This is a genomic window from Sagittula sp. P11 (assembly GCF_002814095.1).
GTDB lineage: Bacteria > Pseudomonadota > Alphaproteobacteria > Rhodobacterales > Rhodobacteraceae > Sagittula.
Genome location: NZ_CP021913.1, coordinates 4,478,435 through 4,497,464, shown reverse-complemented (window position 1 = coordinate 4,497,464; position 19,030 = coordinate 4,478,435). Strand labels below are relative to the sequence as shown.

The 19,030-nt window shown below is 68.7% G+C and carries 17 protein-coding genes; 9 read left to right on the top strand and 8 right to left on the bottom strand.

What is annotated here, in order from left to right; all coding sequences use genetic code 11:
- Positions 1-4: 4 nt before the first annotated feature.
- Positions 5-1,813 (bottom strand): SUMF1/EgtB/PvdO family nonheme iron enzyme, encoded by a 1,809-nt coding sequence (locus CDO87_RS21465; RefSeq protein WP_198521782.1) that lies wholly within the window; start codon positions 1,811-1,813, stop codon positions 5-7.
- A 259-nt stretch (positions 1,814-2,072) separates the two neighbouring features.
- Here CDO87_RS21465 and CDO87_RS21460 point away from each other — a divergent pair, with 259 nt between their 5' ends.
- The 4 genes from CDO87_RS21460 to CDO87_RS21445 are packed head-to-tail and all read left to right on the top strand — an operon-like array spanning position 2,073 to position 5,840.
- A complete protein-coding gene (locus CDO87_RS21460; RefSeq protein WP_157815076.1) occupies positions 2,073-2,321 on the top strand; it encodes a hypothetical protein in 249 nt (82 codons plus the stop codon).
- 18 nt (positions 2,322-2,339) lie between these two features.
- Positions 2,340-2,750 carry a hypothetical protein gene (locus CDO87_RS21455; protein WP_100930666.1) on the top strand — a complete coding sequence of 137 codons (411 nt, stop codon included), beginning with the start codon at positions 2,340-2,342 and terminating at the stop codon, positions 2,748-2,750.
- A gap of 1 nt (position 2,751) precedes the next feature.
- A complete protein-coding gene (locus CDO87_RS21450) occupies positions 2,752-4,998 on the top strand; it encodes a glycosyltransferase (protein WP_198521781.1) in 2,247 nt (748 codons plus the stop codon).
- Positions 4,995-5,840: a hypothetical protein gene (locus CDO87_RS21445; RefSeq protein WP_100930664.1), complete on the top strand. Its 846-nt coding sequence runs from the start codon at positions 4,995-4,997 to the stop codon at positions 5,838-5,840. Before CDO87_RS21450 ends, CDO87_RS21445 begins: the two co-directional genes overlap by 4 nt.
- A 6-nt stretch (positions 5,841-5,846) precedes the next feature.
- Here the strand turns inward: CDO87_RS21445 and CDO87_RS27085 are convergent, their stop codons facing one another.
- Positions 5,847-8,189 (bottom strand): serine/threonine protein kinase, encoded by a 2,343-nt coding sequence (locus tag CDO87_RS27085; protein ID WP_198521780.1) that lies wholly within the window; start codon positions 8,187-8,189, stop codon positions 5,847-5,849.
- Between the two features lie 473 nt (positions 8,190-8,662).
- On the opposite strand from CDO87_RS27085, the gene CDO87_RS21435 reads away from it, so the two are divergent.
- A complete protein-coding gene (locus CDO87_RS21435) occupies positions 8,663-8,989 on the top strand; it encodes a hypothetical protein (RefSeq protein ID WP_198521779.1) in 327 nt (108 codons plus the stop codon).
- A gap of 206 nt (positions 8,990-9,195) precedes the next feature.
- Here the strand turns inward: CDO87_RS21435 and CDO87_RS21430 are convergent, their stop codons facing one another.
- Entirely contained in the window at positions 9,196-9,810 is a 615-nt protein-coding gene (locus CDO87_RS21430) for a YitT family protein (protein WP_254698239.1), read from the bottom strand.
- A gap of 176 nt (positions 9,811-9,986) precedes the next feature.
- Here CDO87_RS21430 and CDO87_RS21425 point away from each other — a divergent pair, with 176 nt between their 5' ends.
- Positions 9,987-10,853 (top strand): glycosyltransferase family 2 protein, encoded by an 867-nt coding sequence (locus tag CDO87_RS21425; RefSeq protein ID WP_198521778.1) that lies wholly within the window; start codon positions 9,987-9,989, stop codon positions 10,851-10,853.
- Between the two features lie 175 nt (positions 10,854-11,028).
- Here CDO87_RS21425 and CDO87_RS21420 read toward each other — a convergent pair whose 3' ends face one another.
- On the bottom strand, positions 11,029-12,243 hold the full coding sequence (locus CDO87_RS21420; RefSeq protein ID WP_100930661.1) for an NADP-dependent isocitrate dehydrogenase: 1,215 nt from the start codon (positions 12,241-12,243) through the stop codon (positions 11,029-11,031).
- A gap of 229 nt (positions 12,244-12,472) precedes the next feature.
- Here CDO87_RS21420 and CDO87_RS21415 point away from each other — a divergent pair, with 229 nt between their 5' ends.
- Both CDO87_RS21415 and CDO87_RS21410 read left to right on the top strand, forming a co-directional pair.
- Positions 12,473-12,799 carry a hypothetical protein gene (locus CDO87_RS21415; protein ID WP_157815075.1) on the top strand — a complete coding sequence of 109 codons (327 nt, stop codon included), beginning with the start codon at positions 12,473-12,475 and terminating at the stop codon, positions 12,797-12,799.
- 1 nt (position 12,800) lies between these two features.
- Complete coding sequence (locus CDO87_RS21410; RefSeq protein ID WP_100930659.1) at positions 12,801-14,372, top strand: methyl-accepting chemotaxis protein; 1,572 nt, start codon at positions 12,801-12,803, stop codon at positions 14,370-14,372.
- Positions 14,373-14,404: 32 nt separating this feature from the next.
- On the opposite strand, the gene CDO87_RS21405 is transcribed toward CDO87_RS21410, so the two are convergent.
- The 4 genes from CDO87_RS21405 to CDO87_RS21390 all read right to left on the bottom strand — a co-directional run bounded on the left by CDO87_RS21405 (position 14,405) and on the right by CDO87_RS21390 (position 18,275).
- Positions 14,405-15,655, bottom strand: coding sequence for a multidrug effflux MFS transporter (locus CDO87_RS21405; protein WP_100930658.1), 1,251 nt, complete (start codon positions 15,653-15,655; stop codon positions 14,405-14,407).
- An 18-nt stretch (positions 15,656-15,673) separates the two neighbouring features.
- Positions 15,674-16,024: a potassium channel family protein gene (locus CDO87_RS21400; protein ID WP_100930657.1), complete on the bottom strand. Its 351-nt coding sequence runs from the start codon at positions 16,022-16,024 to the stop codon at positions 15,674-15,676.
- A complete protein-coding gene (locus CDO87_RS21395) occupies positions 16,024-16,668 on the bottom strand; it encodes a DsbA family oxidoreductase (RefSeq protein ID WP_100930656.1) in 645 nt (214 codons plus the stop codon). The genes CDO87_RS21400 and CDO87_RS21395 overlap by 1 nt, the downstream gene beginning before the upstream one ends.
- A 92-nt stretch (positions 16,669-16,760) precedes the next feature.
- On the bottom strand, positions 16,761-18,275 hold the full coding sequence (locus CDO87_RS21390; protein ID WP_100930655.1) for a class I adenylate-forming enzyme family protein: 1,515 nt from the start codon (positions 18,273-18,275) through the stop codon (positions 16,761-16,763).
- Between the two features lie 91 nt (positions 18,276-18,366).
- Here CDO87_RS21390 and CDO87_RS21385 point away from each other — a divergent pair, with 91 nt between their 5' ends.
- Positions 18,367-18,987: a helix-turn-helix domain-containing protein gene (locus CDO87_RS21385; protein ID WP_100930654.1), complete on the top strand. Its 621-nt coding sequence runs from the start codon at positions 18,367-18,369 to the stop codon at positions 18,985-18,987.
- The last annotated feature ends 43 nt before the right edge of the window (positions 18,988-19,030 follow it).

Sequence of the window (19,030 nt, the reverse complement as noted above, 5' to 3'; positions counted from 1 at the left end):
GGCCTCACATCTCGCGCAATACGCGGAAGCCGATGGTGTCGGACCTGAAATCGGGATGTTCCCAGTTGCGGTTCGAAGTGCTGAGCGAGGTCAGCGGATCGCTCCACCCGCCGCCCCGGACCGAGCGGCGCTCGCATTCCTCGGCGCCTTCGATCAGGATCAGCGAGCGGGGCAGCATCGCCTGCGGATGGTCGGTATAGCAGTTCTCGGCCCATTCCCAGACGTTGCCGAGAAGGTGGTAAAGCCCGAAGCCGTCCGGTTTCAGCGACCGTACGGGAAAGGCGCCGCGGCCAAGCGCATCCTCGCAGCCGAAGTTGCGCCAGCTGAACGGTGCGCCGTAATCGGCGATGTTCACCATCTCGCAGACGCCCCGGCCGTCCAGCCGCTCTTCGAGCGAGACGTTGAAATAGAGCGCCTCGGCCAGGTACTCGTGCTCGATCTCGTTGGGCAGCCGGTAGCGTTCGCCGGTCTTCTGGCTCAGCCAGTCGGCATAGGCCTTGGCGTCGGTCCAGCTCACGCAGGTGACGGGCAGCTCCGGGTCCTGGGGCACGTCGTTGCGTGATCCCATGGAGGGTAGCGCATCGTCGCCCGCGGTGATCATGCAGGCGTCGGGCCAGTCGTGCCCCGTCTCGCGGACGAAGGCGTCGAATTGCGCCTGCGAGGTCTCCGTCACCGCGACGGCAATCGGCGCCTGGCCCACCGACAGCCGCAGGGCAGGGCGTTCGTCGTACTGCGCCCGCGCCACCGTGTCGGGCGTGCCGTAGATCAGCTCCGAGCCTTCGATCTCCACCATTTCCGGGCAGGTGTCGCAGTCCCAGAACCGCTGGAGGATCACCGGCGGCAGCGGTTCGGCATAAAACGCCCGCAGCTCCGCCTCCGTCGGTTCGGCCTGTGCTGTCTCGCGCGCGGTGCGGGCGCGGCGCAGGCGGGCCTCGGCCTCCGGCGCAAACGAACTGTCGGGGAAGCGTTCGAGGAACCGCTCCAGCAGGTCGACGCTGCCGCTTTCGCCGATCAGGTCCCAGAACTCCGCATCCAGCGCGCCCACCGCCTCCGGCGGCGCGGCGGGGTCCTTGGTCAGCACAAGCTCTTCCACGAGCGATGAATTCTCCCACGGGACCTGCCGCCCGTCGGTCAGGTCCAGCACGTCGCGGCGGACCTTGATCATCGTGCGGCTGATCGGATCGCCCGGCGTGCCCAGGTGCCGGGCCAGCGCGGTGGTGAACGGGCTGTTCTGGAAGTCGCTGCCCGCCACCCGGTCCAGCGCCACCTCGCCCGGCGCCGCCGCGAAGGAGATCAGCGTGTTGCGCTGCGCCGCCACCCGGGCCAGCCCGCGCGTGTCGGGATCGCTGCCGCGCGTCGCCTCGAACGGGTTGTTGCGGCAGGCGTCAAGGAAGACCATCGACACCTGCGCGCCCTCGTTCAGGATGCGCGTCACGGTGTCGAGGTCGATCGCCTCGGCATTGAGGAAGTCGGTGGTGCCCGGCTCCACGTCGGTCGGCAGCAGGTAGTTGGTGCCCCGCAGCTGCACCCCGTGCCCGGCAAAGAAGAACAGCCCCGTATCGGCGCCCTCCACCGTCTCGCGGAACTCGGTCATCGTGTCGAGGAAGCCGCGCCGCGTCAGGTCGGTGCGGAACATGACCTCGAAGCCGAGGCCCTCCAGCCGGTCGGCAATCAACCGCGCATCGTTCACCGCATTGCCCAGTGCGGGCACCTGAACATAGCGCGCGTTGCCGATCACCAGCGCCACCCGGCGCGGCTCTGCGCCCTGCGCGAGAAGCCCGCCGGCCGCCCCCAGCCACAGTATGAGAGCCACCCCGAGCGTTCCGAGGAATCGTGCCGTCAAAATCATTGTCCAACCACTTCGAATTGAAATTCCGAAAAGGATATCAGTGACTTGCCTGTACCAACCCGGCCCATTGAAAACCGGGACCCGGCTGTCCGGATCGCGCCGCAGGCTGGCAAAGAGGTTTACCCTACGTCTGCGAGCTTGAGATTCCGGACAAAATTAAGTATGCGTTAAATATTGATATTCGAAAAGGGTTTGCACCATGAAGTCGCGTCTTGGCAGATTGATGGCTTTTGCAGTCACCGGCTTCGGCCTGATCGGGTGCCTCCCCGCCGATACCCACAAACCCCGTCTTTGCGAACCCGGAAGCGCCACGCGCGGCCGCGCCATCGACTGCGGACCCCGGGTCTACACGCCCGCCACCCCCCGTCCGCAAGTGGCGGTGACCAGGACGACGCCCGTCACCACGACGGCGCCGGTGACGGTGCCGCGGACGACGAGGCCCATCAACGACCGCTCCCGTTTCAACTACTGAGGGACGCAGGTCAGGCAGATGCTCGGTTTCGGGCACAAGACCGGCACCACGGCCCCCGAACCCTCCGCCGAACTGGCGCTGTTGCCGGATGACGTGCCGGTCATCATGGTCTTCACCCTCGACATCGACGCCGCCGCGCTGCCGCCGGTGATCGCCCAGCTGGACCGCCGCTTTGCCCGGCACAAGCTGGTCTTCGTGCATTCCGCGCTCGACTTCCGCCCCTTCATGGAGGCGAAGGCCGCCTTCGAGGTGCTGCCCTCCTTCGGCCAGATGGCGGCCTTCCCGGACCTCGTCAACTGGCCGCGCTACCTCGAGGACCGGCGCGCGCTGCTCTTGTCGAAATGGCGCCCGCAACGCGCCATCGCCTATGGCTTCGACCTTCAGGGATACGCGGATGAGGCGGCGCGCCGCTTCGGAGGGCGGGCCTAGCGTGGAAGATCTCGATCTCGTCTACGTGCTCGACCCCCGGTTCGAGGGAGGGGCCTCCACCGCCGTCGCCGCCGAGCTCGACGGGCTGGCAGAGGCACCGAACCCGCCGCGCGTCGGCATCATGATGGTCAAGGCGCACCTCCTCGGTCTGCCCTGGCCCTCGCACCCCGGCATCCGGCGCCACATCGAAAGCGGCTTCCTTCGCGTGGTCTGGCCGTGGGAGCGGCTGACCGCGCAGCTTGCGCTGATCCATCACCCGGTGGTCTTCGCCAACCTGCCGCGCGCGCGCCTGCCGCTCCGGGCCGGCCGCGCGATCCTCGTCCTGCATCACCCCATGGTCGACGCGAAGGGCGCCCGGCAATACGACCTCGACGCGGACTGCGAGGTCATCGCCGCGACACTGGCGCCCGAGGTGCTGATCACCCCGGTCAGCCCCGTGGTGCGCCGCTCGCTCCGGGCGCGCAGGGGAAAGACGGGCCTGCTGGTCGAAGAGGACTGGATCAACCTCATCGCACCCGAGGACTGGCCCTTCGATCCCGACCGCGCCGCACCGGACCCGAAGAACATCGTGCTGGGCCGCCACGCCCGCCCGGACCCGTCGAAATGGCCCGACACTCTGAAGGAGGCCGCGCTGATCTACGGCGCGGAGGAGGACGACATAGAGGTCCGCGTCCTGGGCGCGGGCGACTTCCTGCAGGAGAAGTACGGCAAGCCCGTGCCGGGCAACTGGCGCCTGCTGCCGTTCGAGTTCGACGGCGTGCAGGACTTCCTCGCCGGGCTCGACTTCTACGTCTACTACCACGACAGCGCGTGGAGCGAGGCCTTCGGCAGGACCATCCTCGAGGCGCTCGCCATGGGCTGCGTCACCATCCTGCCGCCGCACTTCCGCGACCTCTTCGGCGACGCGGCGCTTTACGCCAAACCCGAAGAGGTGCTGCCGCTCGTCCGTGCCATCGCCGCCGATCCGGCCCGCTGGCGCTCCCTGCGCCTCGCCGCGCGCCGCTGGGTGCTGGAGAACCACGCCGTGACGTGGCGCGCCGCCGACCGGGCAAAGCTTTTCGGCCTCTCGGAACGCCCGGGGCCCGAAACCGTGCAGGAAACGCCCGCCATCGGCGGCAGATCGCGCGCGCCGGTCCTTTTTGTGTCCACAAACGGCATCGGGGTCGGGCACCTGACCCAGCAGATGGCCATCGCCGACCGTCTGCCCCGCGACGCGCTGCAACCGGTCTTTTCCTCCATGAGCTTTTCGCTCAAGGTCGCCTCCGACGCAGGCTATCCGGTGTTCTACCTGCCGCACCACCGCCACCTCGGCGCCGGGCACGAGACCTGGAACACCGTCTTCGCCGAGGAACTCTACGACCTGGTCCGTCACCTGCAGCCCGCGCTTCTGGCCTATGACGGGACGGCGGCCTTCGGCGGGCTGATCGATGCGCTCGACGCCTTCCCCGATCTGGTCTCGCTCTGGGTCCGCCGGGCCATGTGGCGAGAGATCCACCGCGATTTCCTCGATGCCTCCGACGCCTTCACCGGGGTGATCGAACCGGGCGAACTGCCCGGCGACCTCGACTTCGGCCCGACCCGGGACCAGCGCATCAACACCCATGTCACGGCGCCGGTCCTCCACATCGACCCCGCCGCCCGTCACGCCCGCGCCGCCGCCCGCCGCCACTACGGCTTTGCCGACGACGACCTCGTCGTGGCGCTGCAGATGGGCTCCGGCGCGAATTTCGAGACGGCCGACCTGCGCGCCGAGGTGATCCGCCACCTGCTGCGCCATCCGAAGGTGCGGGTGCTGGACATCGTCTCGCCGCTGGCCACCCTGCCGCCCGTGCCCGAAGGGGCGGAGGCCCGTGTCCTCCAGGTCCGCGAATTCCCGAGCTTCCTCAACAGCCGCGCCGTCGATGCCGCGGTGGGGGTGGCCGGATACAACGCCTTCCACGAACAGCTTTACGGCGGCATCCCCACGCTCTTCATCCCCAACGAGTCGCCCGAGATGGACAGCCAGCTCACCCGCGCGCAATGGGCGGAGGTCATGGGCCACGGCCTCTGCCTGCGCGACCGCGACACCGCCGCGCGGCTCGACGCGAAGCTGGCCGAACTGCTCGACCCCGAGGCGCGTGCCGCGATGCGCGCCACCATGGCCACGCTGAAACCCAGCAACGGTGCCGCGGAACTGGCGGGTCTGGTCGCCGATCATGCGGGCATGGTGCGCACCGACCGCTTCCCGTGGGACGCCTACCCGCGATGACCGGGACCGTGACCCATCCCGCCCGCGACAAGCGGATGCTGGTGGTCTTCTCCGGGCCGCGCGCCGGGTCGAACCTGCTGGTCGACATCCTCGGGCAACTGCCGGACGTGCTGGCCCTGTCGGAGGTCTTCAACCCCGCCGGCATCTACGGGCTGAGCCTGCATCCCGACCTCGAAACGGAGCTGACCGAGCGCGCCGGGGGCCCGCGGGCGCTGGCCCGGCTCTTCCGGATGGACCCGCCGGGGGCGCTGGCGCTCCTCGACGCGGCCGTCCCGCAGGATCAGGCCATCGTGCTCAAGGTCCTGCCGCATCACGTGCACCTCGCCGCCCTGCGCCAGTGCCTCGAGGCGCAAGCCTTCGGCGCGCTGATCCTCACCCGGCGGCGGCTTGACCAATACGCCTCCTACCTCAAGGCGCGCGAGACCGGCATCTGGTTCGGCGCCAACACGTCCGCGCTCAGGCCCGAAGGCGGGGCCGAGCAGGCGCTGGCCTTCGCGGGTATGCTCGACGCGTGGCTGGGTGACGTGGCGCGGCTGTGCGACGGGTCAGGGGTTGCGCGTGCCACGGTCGAATACGACCGCGACCTCCTGCCCGGCACGCCGGAGGTCCGCGCCCAGCACCTCTCGCGTCATCTCGCGACGCTGGGCTTCGACGTTCCGGCGTGGGAATTCCCCTCCGCCTCCTACTTCCAGCGGCAGGACGGGACGGAGGACGCGCTCGACAAGTTCTCCAACGGTCTGGCGCTGGGGCAGGCGCTGCGCGGCCTCGGCGCGCTCGACCACCTCATGTCCGCCTTCCGTCCCTGGCCTGCGCCGGGCAGCGCGGCGGTGGACGACGACTGAGGCCCGTCAGCCGCGCGTTTCCAGTATCGCCGACTGCACGCCGAGGAAGATCTCCGGCGCCGCCTCGCGCCGCCTGACGAGGTCCTGCAGGAAGATGTCCAGCGTCTCCGTCACCTTGCGGTTGCCCTCGAACAGCGGCTCCCGCGTGTGGAAGGCCACCACGCGCGACCGGCCGATCACGCTGTCGTCGACGCGGAAGGCGACACGCGTCTCCGCCCGCGCCACCGCCTCCGAGAACGCGACCCGGATGCGCCCGTCCTCCGCCGTCTCGCGCAGCGCGGCGACACTGTGCTCCGGCGCAAGCCGGTTCGGCAGCAGATTGTAGACCACGCCCTGCACGTCCACGAGGATCACGTGCATGTAGCCCTCGGACCCCTCTGGCAGGCCCACGTCGATGGTCGGGTTGTCGCCGGGGCGGAAGATGCCGTCGGGCCGCGCCCCGCCATCGTCGCCAGAGCCGAAGGCGATCTCCATCCCCTCGGCGGGCAGCGGGGGCAGCGCCTCGTCGATGCGGCAATGCATGTCGTTCAGCACATCGGCGTCGATCTGCAACGACCGGCTGCCGATGCGGTCGGTCAGCGATGTCTCCAGCTCCGCCCGGCTGGCCTCGGCGGCGAAGGTGCCGGTTATCCTGAGCGTATCGCCAAGCGCATAGGCCTCGCCCTGCGGCGGCTGCAACGTCAGCGCGCCACAGTCGGCCCAGAAGTCGATCACGTCGGAGAGGTCCCCGGGCGTCAGCACGCGCGGCCCCAGCAGCAGGTCCGCCTGCACGTCCAGCCCGGGATAGAGCGTGCCATCCAGCCCCTTGGTCGCGGCGTCGAGCGCGGCGCGGTCCTCCGCCAGCCCGGTGACTTCGGCCCGGTTGTCGCTGAGCGCGACCTCGAACTCCTCCAGCGTGGCGGCGGCGCCGAGCAACGATATGACATCCTCCGGCCAGGTCTCTGCCAGAGCGCCGCTGCCCAGCGACAGCTCCGCCGTGCCGCCCAGGGCCTCGACCCGCTGCGTCAGCTCCGCCAGCGCCGCGGGCGAGGGGACAAAGCCCGTCGCCGTCACCGCGCCGTCCGCCCCGCGCGACACGGTCAGTTCGAACGGCGACTGTTCCGGGAAACGCGATCCGCCGGAGCCGTTCAGGACGTACCACGCGCCGCCGGCCACCGCCGCCACGGCCAGAAGACCCGCGCCGATCCAAAGCCCCTTGCCGCGCTTCGGAGGCTGCGGCACGGCGGTCTGCCAATGCGCGGTGCCATCCGGCGCCATGGTCCATGTCCCGCCGGAGGGCGGCATGGTGCCCGGTGGCATCGTGCCGGGCGGAAACGTCCCTGGTGGCATCGTGCCCGGCGGGAACGTCCCCGGCGGCATGGTTCCGGGGGGAAAGGAACCGGGCGGCATCGTTCCCGGCGGTACGGTGCCCGGCGCCATCGTGCCGTGCCCGTTGCCCTGCGGCGGCACCGCGCGCACCGTCGGGCTCTCCGTCACCGTAAGCTCCGGCGGCCCGTCCAGCACGTAGTGCAGGGGCGTGCCGTTCTGCGCCCGCTTGAAGGCCTCCACCGCCTCGTCCGCCGTCTGGAACCGCTTCTTCGCGTCGGGCTCCGTCATCCGCAGGATCAGCATCCGCAACGGCTCCGGCACGCCCTCGGTGTCGAGCGGTTGCATCTTCTTCGGCAGCACCTCCATCGGCTGTTTGCCCATGTTGGGCTTCTTGCCGAGGTAGGTCGCCAGCAAAGCCGCGCCCAGCGCGTAGATGTCGGACCGTGGATCGGTATGGCCGCCGAACTGCTCGGGTGCCGCATAGCCCAGCTTGCCCGCAAAGCCTTCGCCCACGATCGTCACCGCGTCGGGCGTCGTGTCCTTGGCGATGCCGAAGTCGATGATCACCGCCTGCCGGGGATCGCCCGCGCGCAGGATGATGTTGTCGGGCGCGATGTCGCGATGCACGATGTTGTTGCGGTGCGCGTCCGCCAGCCCGGCCAGCACCCGCTCGCCCACCGCCAGCACGTCCTCCATCGACATGCCGCCCTCGCGCAGCACGATGTCGAGCGCCTTGCCCTCGATGTAGTCCATCACGAGATAGACGATGCCGTCCGGGGTCCGCTGGGTGTCGAAGTAGCGCACCACCGCGTCGTGCCGGATCTCGCGCACGCCTTCCTCGCGGGTGATAAGCGAGGTGTAGCTGTCGTTGTCGGAGAACTCGGCGCGCAACGCCTTGATCGCCACCACGCGCCCCGAAATCGTGGAGCGTGCGAGATAGACCTCCGACAGGCCGCCACGGCCGAGGACCGCCTCCACCCGGTAGGTGTTGTTGAGGAGCTGTCCGAGCTGGAAGATGTCTTTCGCCCGGGGGTCCTTCATGCACGCATCCGATGTGGCCTCTCTGCTCAGGGGCGACCTTAGCACCGGCATCCGGGCGCGTCGATTGCAAGCGGCGCCGCATTCGCATTTCAGGACACGGGCTTGGCGGGTGTGGCCGGCTTGCCCGGATGGCGGGCAGGGGGCCGGGTGTCCCTCTTTGCTGCACCTCGAACGTCAGTCTATCACGACCCCCGCCCGCGCACCGCGCATCCCCGGTCAAAGCCCGGTTCCCGATGACCCGGCAGACCCGCAAGGCCAGCGGCGGCAAGGCGCCCGTTGCTGCGCTGCGGCACGGCAGAACTTGGCCAACCCCTTGGAATGCGGTCTTGAATGGCGATCCGCCGCCCAGCCGCACCCGGCCTTTGGGCAACCTTCCGCACCGAAATGCGGCCCGGCTCCCGCCCCTCTGGCAAGCGCCCGACCGTGCCCCCAGATCCCTGTCATCTTCGAACCAACCCGAAGGAGGAAAGAAGATGAAAACCGCAGCACTGACCGCAGCCGCCCTCGCGGCCCTCACGCTCCCCGCCTTTGCGCAGTCCACCACGATGGACGGCGAGATGGGCGCCGATGCCCCCATGCCCGGCGCCGATGTCGCCGTGATGGAGCAGATGGACGCCGACGCCGACGGCTTCGTCACGCTGGCCGAAGTCCAGGCGGTCTTCCCCGAGGTGCAGGCCGAGGTCTTCGACGAGGCCGATGTCGATGCGGACGGGCTCCTGAACGCCGACGAGGTGGTGATCGCCCAGGCCGACAGCCTCCTGCCCGAAGAGCCCGCGGACGACAGCACCGACCGCGGCTGACGCCCAGGCCCACAGGCCGCGCCCCTTCTCCTCCCTCGGGAGGGGCGCGTGCCCCCGGGCCGCCATGACCGGCGGCCAGGGCCAGCGCGCGGCTTACCTCCCGTGCCCCGCGCTGGCCAAGGGGCCTTCCCGATGGTTCAATGCGATGGTCCGGGGCGTCTGCCCGACCGGCACGCACCCCGCGCCCCGCCAGTCATGCGCAAAGCCTACCGCGAGCGCGCGATGTACCTGTCGCCCCGATGGTTCACGGTGATCATCAGGTTCAGGATCACCGCCCCCAGAAGCGACGTCGCCGCCACCTCCCAGGGGAACAGCGCGAAGGCCAGCGCAAAGACGCAAAGGTCGAAGGCAAGCTGCACGTTGCCTGCCGCGATCCCCCGCGTGTCCTGCAGCCACAGCGCCACGATGCCCACACCGCCCAGCGTCGCCCCGTGCCGGAAAAGCACGATCAGCGCCACGCCGCCCAAGACGCCGAAGACCACCGCCGCCACCCAGGGTTGCAGCGCCGTCACGGTCAGCCCCAGCGGCAGCACCTCGGTAAAGACCGACAGCAGCGCCACCGCGGCAAAGGTCTTCAGGGTGAACTTCACCCCCATCCGGCGGAGCGCCAGCACGTAGAACGGCAGGTTCAGCACAAAGAACACCGCCCCGAAGGACCATCCCGCCGCATAGGACAGGATCAGCGACAGGCCGGCGATCTGCCCGGTGATCAGCCCGCCCGCGCGCAACGCCTGCACGGCCAGCGCCATCAGGAGCGTGCCGACGATCAGGCCCACCGCGTCTTCGTAAAGGGTGTGGCGGTCGGCGGGGGGAAGGTGCATCAGGCTGGGCATCGTCAGCCGATGCCCCATTGCGGCGGCGCGGGCAAGGGGCAGGGTGCCGCGGTCTGCACGACGCCGGTGCGTTTGCTCAAACTCAGGGCGCTGCGCGGTTGAAACTCCCCGCGCGCCGCGAAACAGTGGCGCGGAAACGGATGCACGGCGTCGAAAGGGCCTTCATGCACATTGCCTGCCTGACCATGGTCCACCGCGACTATTGGGCTTTGTCCCGCTGGTACGCCCATCACGCCCGCCATGTGGGCGCCGGTAACCTCTTCGTCGTGGCCCACGGCGCCGATCCGGAGATCGCGCGCATCTGCCCCGGCGCCTCGGTGCTCACCATCCCGCGCGACGGCTTCGACAATTTCGACAAGGCACGGGCGGAGATGCTCGACGGTTTCCATGCCGGTCTCTCGAAGGTCTACGACTGGGTGATCCGCACCGATGCCGACGAACTGGTGGTGATCGACCCGGACCGCTGGGACAGCCTCGGGTCCGCGCTGGCCGCCTGCGACGTGCCGGTCGTCACGGCCCTGGGCTTCGACCTTGCCGAACGCCCCGGCGACACGCCGCTGAAGGATGGCCCGGTCTTCGGTCCGCGCCGCGCGCTGGCCTTCTCCGGCCACTACTCCAAGGCGGTGGCCGCCCGCCGCGCCGTGGGCTTCCAACTGCACGGCACCCGCGTCGCCCCCCGCAAGCTCGACAGCTTCCCCTTCCACATGCCGCAGGGGGTCTACCTCGCGCACCTGAAATACGCCAACCGCGCGGTGCTCGACGATGGCAACGCGATCCGCATGGCGGTGGCCAACGCCCCCGGCAAGGGCCTGCCCGGCGGCGGCTGGCAGGAGGCCGGCGAAGACGCCCGGAAATTCTACGAAACCTTCGAGGCCAAGCCGCAGCTGCCATGGGAAGAGGCCGAACCGCAGGCCCATGCAACCCTCTCGGTCAAACCGGCCCGCCTCGACCGCTTCAGCGTGGTCAAGACCCGCGCCCTGAAACTGCCCTTCCGGACCGAGCTGCCCGACCGCTTCTTCGGCCAGGGCTGACCCCGGACCCCAAACCAGGAAACCCCACCCCGGACCCAAAGGTCCATCGCCTTCATCTTGGCCCAAATACCTGCGGGGGGTCCGGGGGCGGCAGCCCCCCGGCGGATCGGCGCGCGCCAGCGCGGCGATATAACGGACCAACCGGCGCGCTGCCAGCGCGCCGACATCCCGGCCCTCAGCCCATCAGCGCCTTGTTCAGACGCTCGTCGACCTTCTCGAGGAAACCCATCGTTGTCAGCCAGCCCTGGTCCGGGCCCACAAGCAGCGCGAGGTCCTTGGTCATGAACCCGGCCTCGACCGTCTCGACGATCACCCGCTCCAGCGTCTCGGCAAACGCCCGCAGCGCCACGTTGTCGTCCAGCTTCGCGCGGTGCTTCAGCCCGCCGGTCCAGGCATAGATCGACGCGATGGAGTTGGTGGAGGTCGCCTCGCCCTTCTGGTGCTGGCGGTAGTGCCGCGTCACCGTGCCATGCGCCGCCTCCGCCTCGACGATCCGGCCGTCCGGCGTCATCAGCTGCGAGGTCATCATCCCGAGCGAGCCGAATCCCTGCGCCACCGTGTCCGACTGCACGTCGCCGTCGTAGTTCTTGCAGGCCCAGACGAACTTGCCGTTCCACTTCAGCGCGCAGGCCACCATGTCGTCGATCAGCCGGTGCTCGTACCAGATGCCCGCTTCCTTGAACTTCTCGGCGAACTCGGCCTCGTAGATCTCCTGGAAGAGGTCCTTGAACCGCCCGTCATAGGCCTTGAGGATGGTGTTCTTGGTCGACAGGTACACCGGCCAGCCCAGCGTCAGACCGTAGTTCAGCGACGCCCGGGCAAAGTCGCGGATCGACTCGTCCTGGTTGTACATGCCCATGTAGACCCCGGCGCCGGGCGCATCGTAGACCTCGCGCTCGATCACCTCGCCGTTCGCGCCTTCCCATTTCATCGTCAGCTTGCCGGCCGAGGGGAAATGGAAATCCGTCGCCTTGTACTGGTCGCCGAAGGCATGGCGGCCCACCACGATGGGCGAGGTCCAGCCCGGCACCAGCCGCGGCACGTTGCGGCAGATGATCGGCTGGCGGAAGACCACGCCGCCCAGGATGTTGCGGATCGTGCCGTTGGGCGACTTCCACATCTTCTTCAGGCCGAATTCCTCGACCCGCTGCTCGTCCGGGGTGATCGTCGCGCATTTGACCGCGACGCCCACCTCCTTGGTCTTCTCGGCGGCGTCGATGGTCACCTGGTCGTCGGTCCTGTCGCGCTCCTCGATCCCCAGGTCGTAGTACAGCAGGTCCAGGTCGAGGTACGGCAGGATCAGCTTTTCCTTGATGAAGGCCCACATGATGCGGGTCATCTCGTCGCCGTCCATTTCCACGATCGGGTTGTCGACCTTGATACGGGTCATCGGCTTTCCCCTCTGCGATGAGTCGTTTGTCCGCTGTCTAACGCATGGGACGTTGCACGTGAATGAAGTATACAGTGGCATACCGAAAAAACATCCAGCCTGCGGCCCCGCGACAGGCAGTTCAGGCAAGCCCTGCACGCATTTGCGGCAGTTTTTAAATACCTGAAATTTAGGGATAAATCCGGAGGCGTTAAACGGCGGTTAATCTCCCTTGCCCTAGGCAGGCTGGATGAGAAGCCTCGTTCGACAAATCGCCGGAATAGCGCTGCTTGTGGCGATGCTTGTCCTCGTGACCGGCGCGGCGCTGGTGGTGACGGTCTCGGCCCTGCCACCGCGCGACGGGGCACCGGTGGTGGTGATCGCCGCGCCGTGGTCCACGGGGGCCGGGGGCATGGTGGACGCAGCGGGCGGGCGCAGGCTCACGCCCTGGCCGCCGCACAGGCTGGCCGCCCTGGCGGTCTTCGACGGCACTGTGCCCGCCGACAGCCTTCGACGTAAGGGGGCCTGGGCGCTGGTCGATGGCGGGCAGCTCGCCCGGTTCTGCGGAGTGTCCTGAGATGACTTCCCTCGCCACATGGGCCCGGCGGCCGGACTTCCCGGCGCGCCGCCTCGCCGTCAGCGCGCTGCTCTTGCCGCTGATCCCGCTCGCCAGCCTCTACGCCGGGACATCTTTCGTGCCGGCGCTCATGGGGACGCTCGCGCTGGGTGTGGCGATGGTTCTGGGAACCGCGATGTCCTCGGGTCTGCGCGACTACGTGATGGCCACGGCGCTCATGGGGCAGGCGATGATGATGACCGCCGTCTTCACCGGGCACCCGTTCCAGATCGACACGCACATGCTGTTCTTCGTGCTGCTGGCGGTGATCGCGATCCCGGGGCGGATCGACGTGCTGATCTACGCCTGCGCCATCACGGCGCTGCATCACCTGCTGCTCACCGTGGCGCTCCCGGCGCTGGTCTATCCCACGGCAGAGCTGACGACCAACCTCGCGCGCACCGCGCTGCATGGCGGCATCGTCGTGCTGGAGGGCGTCGTGCTGGGCCTTGCCGCCCGCGACCGCAACGCCAGCCTCGCGCAGATCCGCAGAAAATCGCGTGAGTTGGAGATCGGCACGCAGATGGCCGAAGACGCCCGGCTGGAGGTTCAGGCCGCGCATCAGGCCGCCAGCCGGGTGATCGAGGAGATGCGCATCGCCCTCAGCCGACTGGCCGGGCGCGACCTCTGCTTCGGTATCCAGGGTCCCTTTCCCGCGCAGTACGAGGTGCTGCGCTCCGAATTCAACATGACCGTCGGCACCCTGCGGGAGGCCTTCGCCAGCGCCAGCGACGTGGTCGGCGGCTTTTCGACCGACTCGCAAAGCCTGTCGCACACCATGAACGACCTCGCCGCCCTGTCAGAGGTGCAGTCCCGCGCGCTGGCAGAGATGACCGCCGCCACGGAAACGCTGGTCGACGTGCTGTCGAGGACCGCCGAACAGGCGCGCGACGCCGCCCGCAGCTCCGGAGAGGCGCGCGACAGCGCCGTCAACGGTAGCGAGGTCACCGCCGCCGCCATCGCCGCCATGCGTGCCATCGAGGAAGGCTCCCGCCAGATCGAATCCATCGTCGACCTGATCGACGACGTCTCCTTCCAGACCAACCTTCTGGCGCTCAACGCCGGGGTGGAGGCGGCGCGCGCCGGAGAGGCGGGCAAGGGGTTCGCCGTCGTCGCGGCAGAGGTGCGGCAACTGGCGAAAAGCACGTCGGAGGCGGCCAGCGGCATCCGTCAGCTGATCCATGACAGCACCCGTCAGGTCAGCAGCGGCGCGGAACTGGTGGATGCCGTGGGTCAGCGCCTGCAGGAGATCAAGGACCAGATCTCCCGCGCCAGCGACCTCACCGCCTCGATCTCCAACCGCAACGCTGAACAGGCGGGCGCGCTTTCACAACTGCACGAGATGGTGCGCAGCACCAACGACCGGACCCGGCAGGCCGCCGCCATGGGCGAACGGCTTGCCGGAATGAGCCGCCGTATGACCGTCTCCTCAAGGAAACTGTCCTGCGACATGGAGGCTTTCACCTTCTCCGAGGACGACCTGAACGACCCCGACGACCGGGCATCGCCGGACCGGACCGGTCCAGCGCCCTGAAGCGCCGGACAGCCCTGCAGGCGCGCCCCGCGTCAGGCGTCCTCGAGGTGGCGCAGCCTGCGCATGACGAGCAGGCCCAGCGTGGCATAGATCAGCACCCCGCCCACCAGCGGCACCGGCGTGCCGTTGAACAAGAGCCCGATGGGAATCGCCAGGACAACGGAGGCCACGGTCGCCAGCGCGCTGATGACCGAAGCGGCGGTCCCCGCGATATGGCCCATGGGCGACATGGCGATGGCGTTGAGGTTGCCGATGGTCAGCCCGGCCTGGAAAAACTGCACCTGCTGCCAGACGAGGAAGGCCACGAACAGCACCAGCGCGCCGGGGTTCAGCACGAGCAGCACCAGCATCCCGACGCTCGCCACGATCTGCACGTAGAGGATGGAGTTGATCAGCCGCCGCATCCCCAGCCGCACCACGAGCCTCGCGTTCACGTAGCTCGACGAGGCGGCCAGGATTGCCGTCAGGCAGAACCACAGCGGGAAGGTCTCGGCCCGGTCCAGCCAGACCGAATAGATCGGCTGGATCGAGGAAATCACCGAGAACAGGCAGGCAAAGGTCAGCGTCAGCACGACGATCGGCAGCCGCACGTCGGGCAGCGCCATCATCTCCGTCAGCGCCGCACGGATCTGCCGCGGGCGGAACGGGCGGCGCCGGGACTTCGGCAGGGTCTCGGGCAGGCGGATCGTCACCCAGGTCGCTGCAGCCACCCCGAAGATCGCCGCGGCCACGAAGATCATGTGCCATTCCCAGACGCGGATGATCTGCTGGCCCAGAAGCGGCGCCATGGCGGGCACCAGCGCAAAGACGATCATCACGAAGGACATGATCTGCGCCATGCCGCGCCCTTCGTAAAGGTCGCGCGTCACGGCCATCACCACCACGCGCGGCCCTGCGGCGCCCAGCCCCTGCAGCATGCGCGTGGCAAGCAGCCACCACAGGCTGTCCGACAGCACCGAGGCCAGCGCCGCCAGAACGTAGACCGCCACGCCCGCGACGATCACCGGCTTGCGTCCGAAGCGGTCCGACAGCGGCCCGGTGAACAGCGTGCCGATGCCCAGCCCCAGCACGAAGGTGGTCAGCACCAGTTGCGCGGCATTGGGCGAGTCGGGGCTGAGGTCGCTCGCGATCTCGGGCAGGGCGGGCATCATCCCGTCTATGGAAAAGGCAACCATCGCGGTGAGCATCGCCATCATCGTGACGAACTCCAACCGCCCCGGCATGACGTAATCGGGCGTGGCAGGTGTTGCGGGCGCCTGAGGCGCTTCGGGACGGGACGTCATGCCGCCACCTCGCAGGCGTCAGCGGCGGTCCGGCGGATCATCATCATTGGCAGCATTCTCTTCGGTGGTGTCGAGCCGCGCGATCAGCCATTCCGTGTGCTCCTCGCGCTTGCGCATGGCGTATTGCCCGAACTGCTGGATCGCAACCGCGAAAATCCCCAGACCCACGAGGATGAACACCGTGGTGCCGATCTTGCCGACGGCGGTGGCGGGAACAAGCTCACCGTAGCCCACGGTCGACAGCGTCACCACGGTGAAGAAATAGCTGTCCAGCCAGCTCCAGCCCTCGACCCGGTGGAAGAACACCGTGCCGGTGGCGATGATCGCCGCCAGCGTCAGGATCAGGGTAAGCCAGCGCAGCTTCTGCATCACGCGCTCGGGTCGGCCCCGCTGCGCAGCTCTTCGATCACCTTCGCCCAAAGCTCCGGCGGCTGCGCACCCGGCACGGCATGTTTCTGCGCCACCACGAAGGTCGGGACGGAGGTCACGCCCATCCCGCGCGCCGTGGCGTCCTGCTCGACGATCTCCTTGCGGTCCGAGTCGGAGTTCATCAGCCGCATGACCAACGCCGCGTCCATGCCCATGCTGTCGGCGATGTCGGCCAGCGTCTCGCGGTCGCCGATGTCGCGGCCGTCGACGAAATAAGCCCGGAACAGCGCCGAGACGACGGGCGTCTGCCGCCCCTCGATCCCCGCCCAGTGGATCAGCCGCTGCGCGTCGATGGTGGACGGCGTACGCGCGATCCGGTCGAGGTTGATCGTCAGGCCGGCCTTCTTCGCGTGCTCCTCCACCGGCAGGTAGGCCTTCACCGCGCCCTCCTGTCCGCCGAACTTGCCTTCGAGGTATTCCCGCCGGTCCATCCCTTCCTGCGGCATTGCCGGGTTCAGCATGAACGGCAGCCAGCGGATGCGGAACGGGTGATCGGGATGCGCCTCGAGCGCCCGGTCGAGATAGGCCTTGCCGATGTAGCACCACGGGCAGATCGGGTCGGAAAAGATATCGAGTTGTACCATGAGACCTCCAGTCCCGGTCTCTTAGCAGCCACGCACCGCGGTGGCGAGACCGCGTTGCACGGCGCCGTGTCACGGCCCCGAGGGGCGCGCGGTCACGCCGGATCGGGCCGTCGCAGCGCCTTGCGGATCAGCTTGCCGTTGGGATTGCGGGGCAGGGCGTCCAGCCGGATGAAGGTGCGCGGACACTTGTAACGCGCCAGCCGCTCCGCCGCCGCGGCCTTCAACGCCTCTTCGTCCAGCTCGTCGGACGCCGTGTAGAAGGCCGCGATCACCCGCACGTCGTCCTTCACCTGCAGGTCCGTGACCGCCAGTTCAATCACCCCCGGCAGTCCTGCCAGCGCCGCCTCCACCTCAAGGGGAGAGACCCGGTAGCCGCCCGCGTTCATCATGTCGTCCGACCGCCCGAGGTAGGAGATCTGGTCGTCTTCGTCCATCGCGCCAAGGTCGCCGGTCATGAACCAGTCGCCGGTGAACTTCTCCGCTGTGGCCTCCTCCGCGCCCACGTACCCCAGCATCAGCCCCGGGTCGTCGCGGTGGATGGCGATGGTGCCGGGTGTGCCCCGGTCGACCGGCACGCCCGCCTCGTCGACGATGGCAAGGTGACGGCCCGCCTGCGGACGGCCCAGCGTGCCGGGGGCGGAGGGCCGCGCCGGCGCGTTGGAGATGAAGGTCGAACATTCCGACATGCCGTAGGCCTCGAATATCTCCGTCCCCGTCGCGGCGCGCCAGCCGTCCCGGATCGCCTCCGACAGCTTCTCGCCCGCCGCCAGACCGTGCCGGAGGCGCGGCATCGGCACCACGGGGAACTTGAGGATCTGCCTGTAAACGCCCGGCGCGGCTGCAAAAATCGTCGCATCGTTGCGCTTCATCAGCAGCGGCAGCTGCGCCGCATCGGTGCCCGCCGCGGGGATCAGCGCCGTGGCCCCCATGGTCCAGGGGTCCATCAGCCCGGTGCCCAGCGTGAAGGTCCAGTTGAAGGCGCCCGCGTGCAGCAGCCGGTCCTCGGGCCCCAGCCCGTACCAGCCCTCCATCATCATCTGCCGCGCCCAGATCGCCCGGTGCGCATGGCCCACGGCGCGCGGCGTGCCGGAGGTGCCGGAGGTGTAGACGATGTAGGCCAGCCGCTCCGGATCGCCCATGGCATAATCGGCGGGCGGCAGATCGTGCCAGCCCTCGTAGAGATCGGGCCCGAAGACCGGCACGGTGGTCCCGGGGCAGGGCACGCCCTCCGCCCTCAGGATCGCCGCCGGCGACAGATGGTCGAGGATCTTCTGCACCTCCGGCGCGGTCAGCTGCGAGGAGGACGGCACCGGGACCACGCCCGCGGCAATCGCGCCAAGGTAGGCGATCGGGAAATCCACCGTGTTCCCCAGCCGCATCAGCAGCACGTCGCCGGGGCGAAGGCCCGCCTGGATCAGCCCGGTTGCCGTTCCGCGCACCGCCGCGATCAGCCGCCCGTAGGACCAGCGTTGCGCGCCCGTGGGCCGGACCACCGACAGCGCGATCTTGTCCGGGGTCAGCGCACCCGCGGCCAGAACATGCGCGGCAAGGTTGAACGGCGCGGGGCATGGCGCAAAGGCGCCCTGATCGAAGACGGAGGCTTTCATGACGGATGGAGTAAGTCCGCCGCCCGCCGCTTGCAAGGGTGGCCCCGCGCTCCTATAGAAAGGCGCCACACCGGAGGCCGTCATCCAAGCCATGTCCAACGACCCGAAATCCCTGATCCGCATCGCGCGCGAAACCGGCCCCGAGACGGTGGCAGAGCCGCTCGACCTCGGCCTCCGGGTGCGCGAACTCCGCAAGGAAAAGGACTGGACGCTCGAACAGGCGGCGAAGAAGGCCGGGCTCGCCCGCTCCACGCTGTCGAAGATCGAGAACGGGCAGATGTCGCCCACCTATGACGCGCTGAAGAAGCTGGCCACGGGGCTGGAAATCTCCGTCCCGCAGCTGTTCACGCCGCCCGTCCAGGCGCAGGCCAACGGCCGCATGGCCGTGACCCGCGTGGAAGAGGGCCGGCACCTCGCCACCGCCACCTACGAACACGACCTGCTGGCGGAATCGCTCAGCCGCAAGAAGATGCTGCCCTACCGCGCCCGCGTCCGCGCCCGCACGCTGGAGGAATTCGACGGCTGGGTGCGCCACGACGGCGAGGAATTCCTCTACGTGCTGACCGGGGTGGTCCGCCTTTACACCGAGTTCTACGAACCGGTGGAGATGAAGCGCGGCGACAGCGCCTATTACGACGCGACCATGGGGCACAACGTGGTCTCCGTCTCGCCGGAGGATGCGACGATCCTCTGGGTCACCTCGCTGGCCTGAACGCAGGAAACACGGGATGCAGCTTGCCCTCCGACCGCTTTGC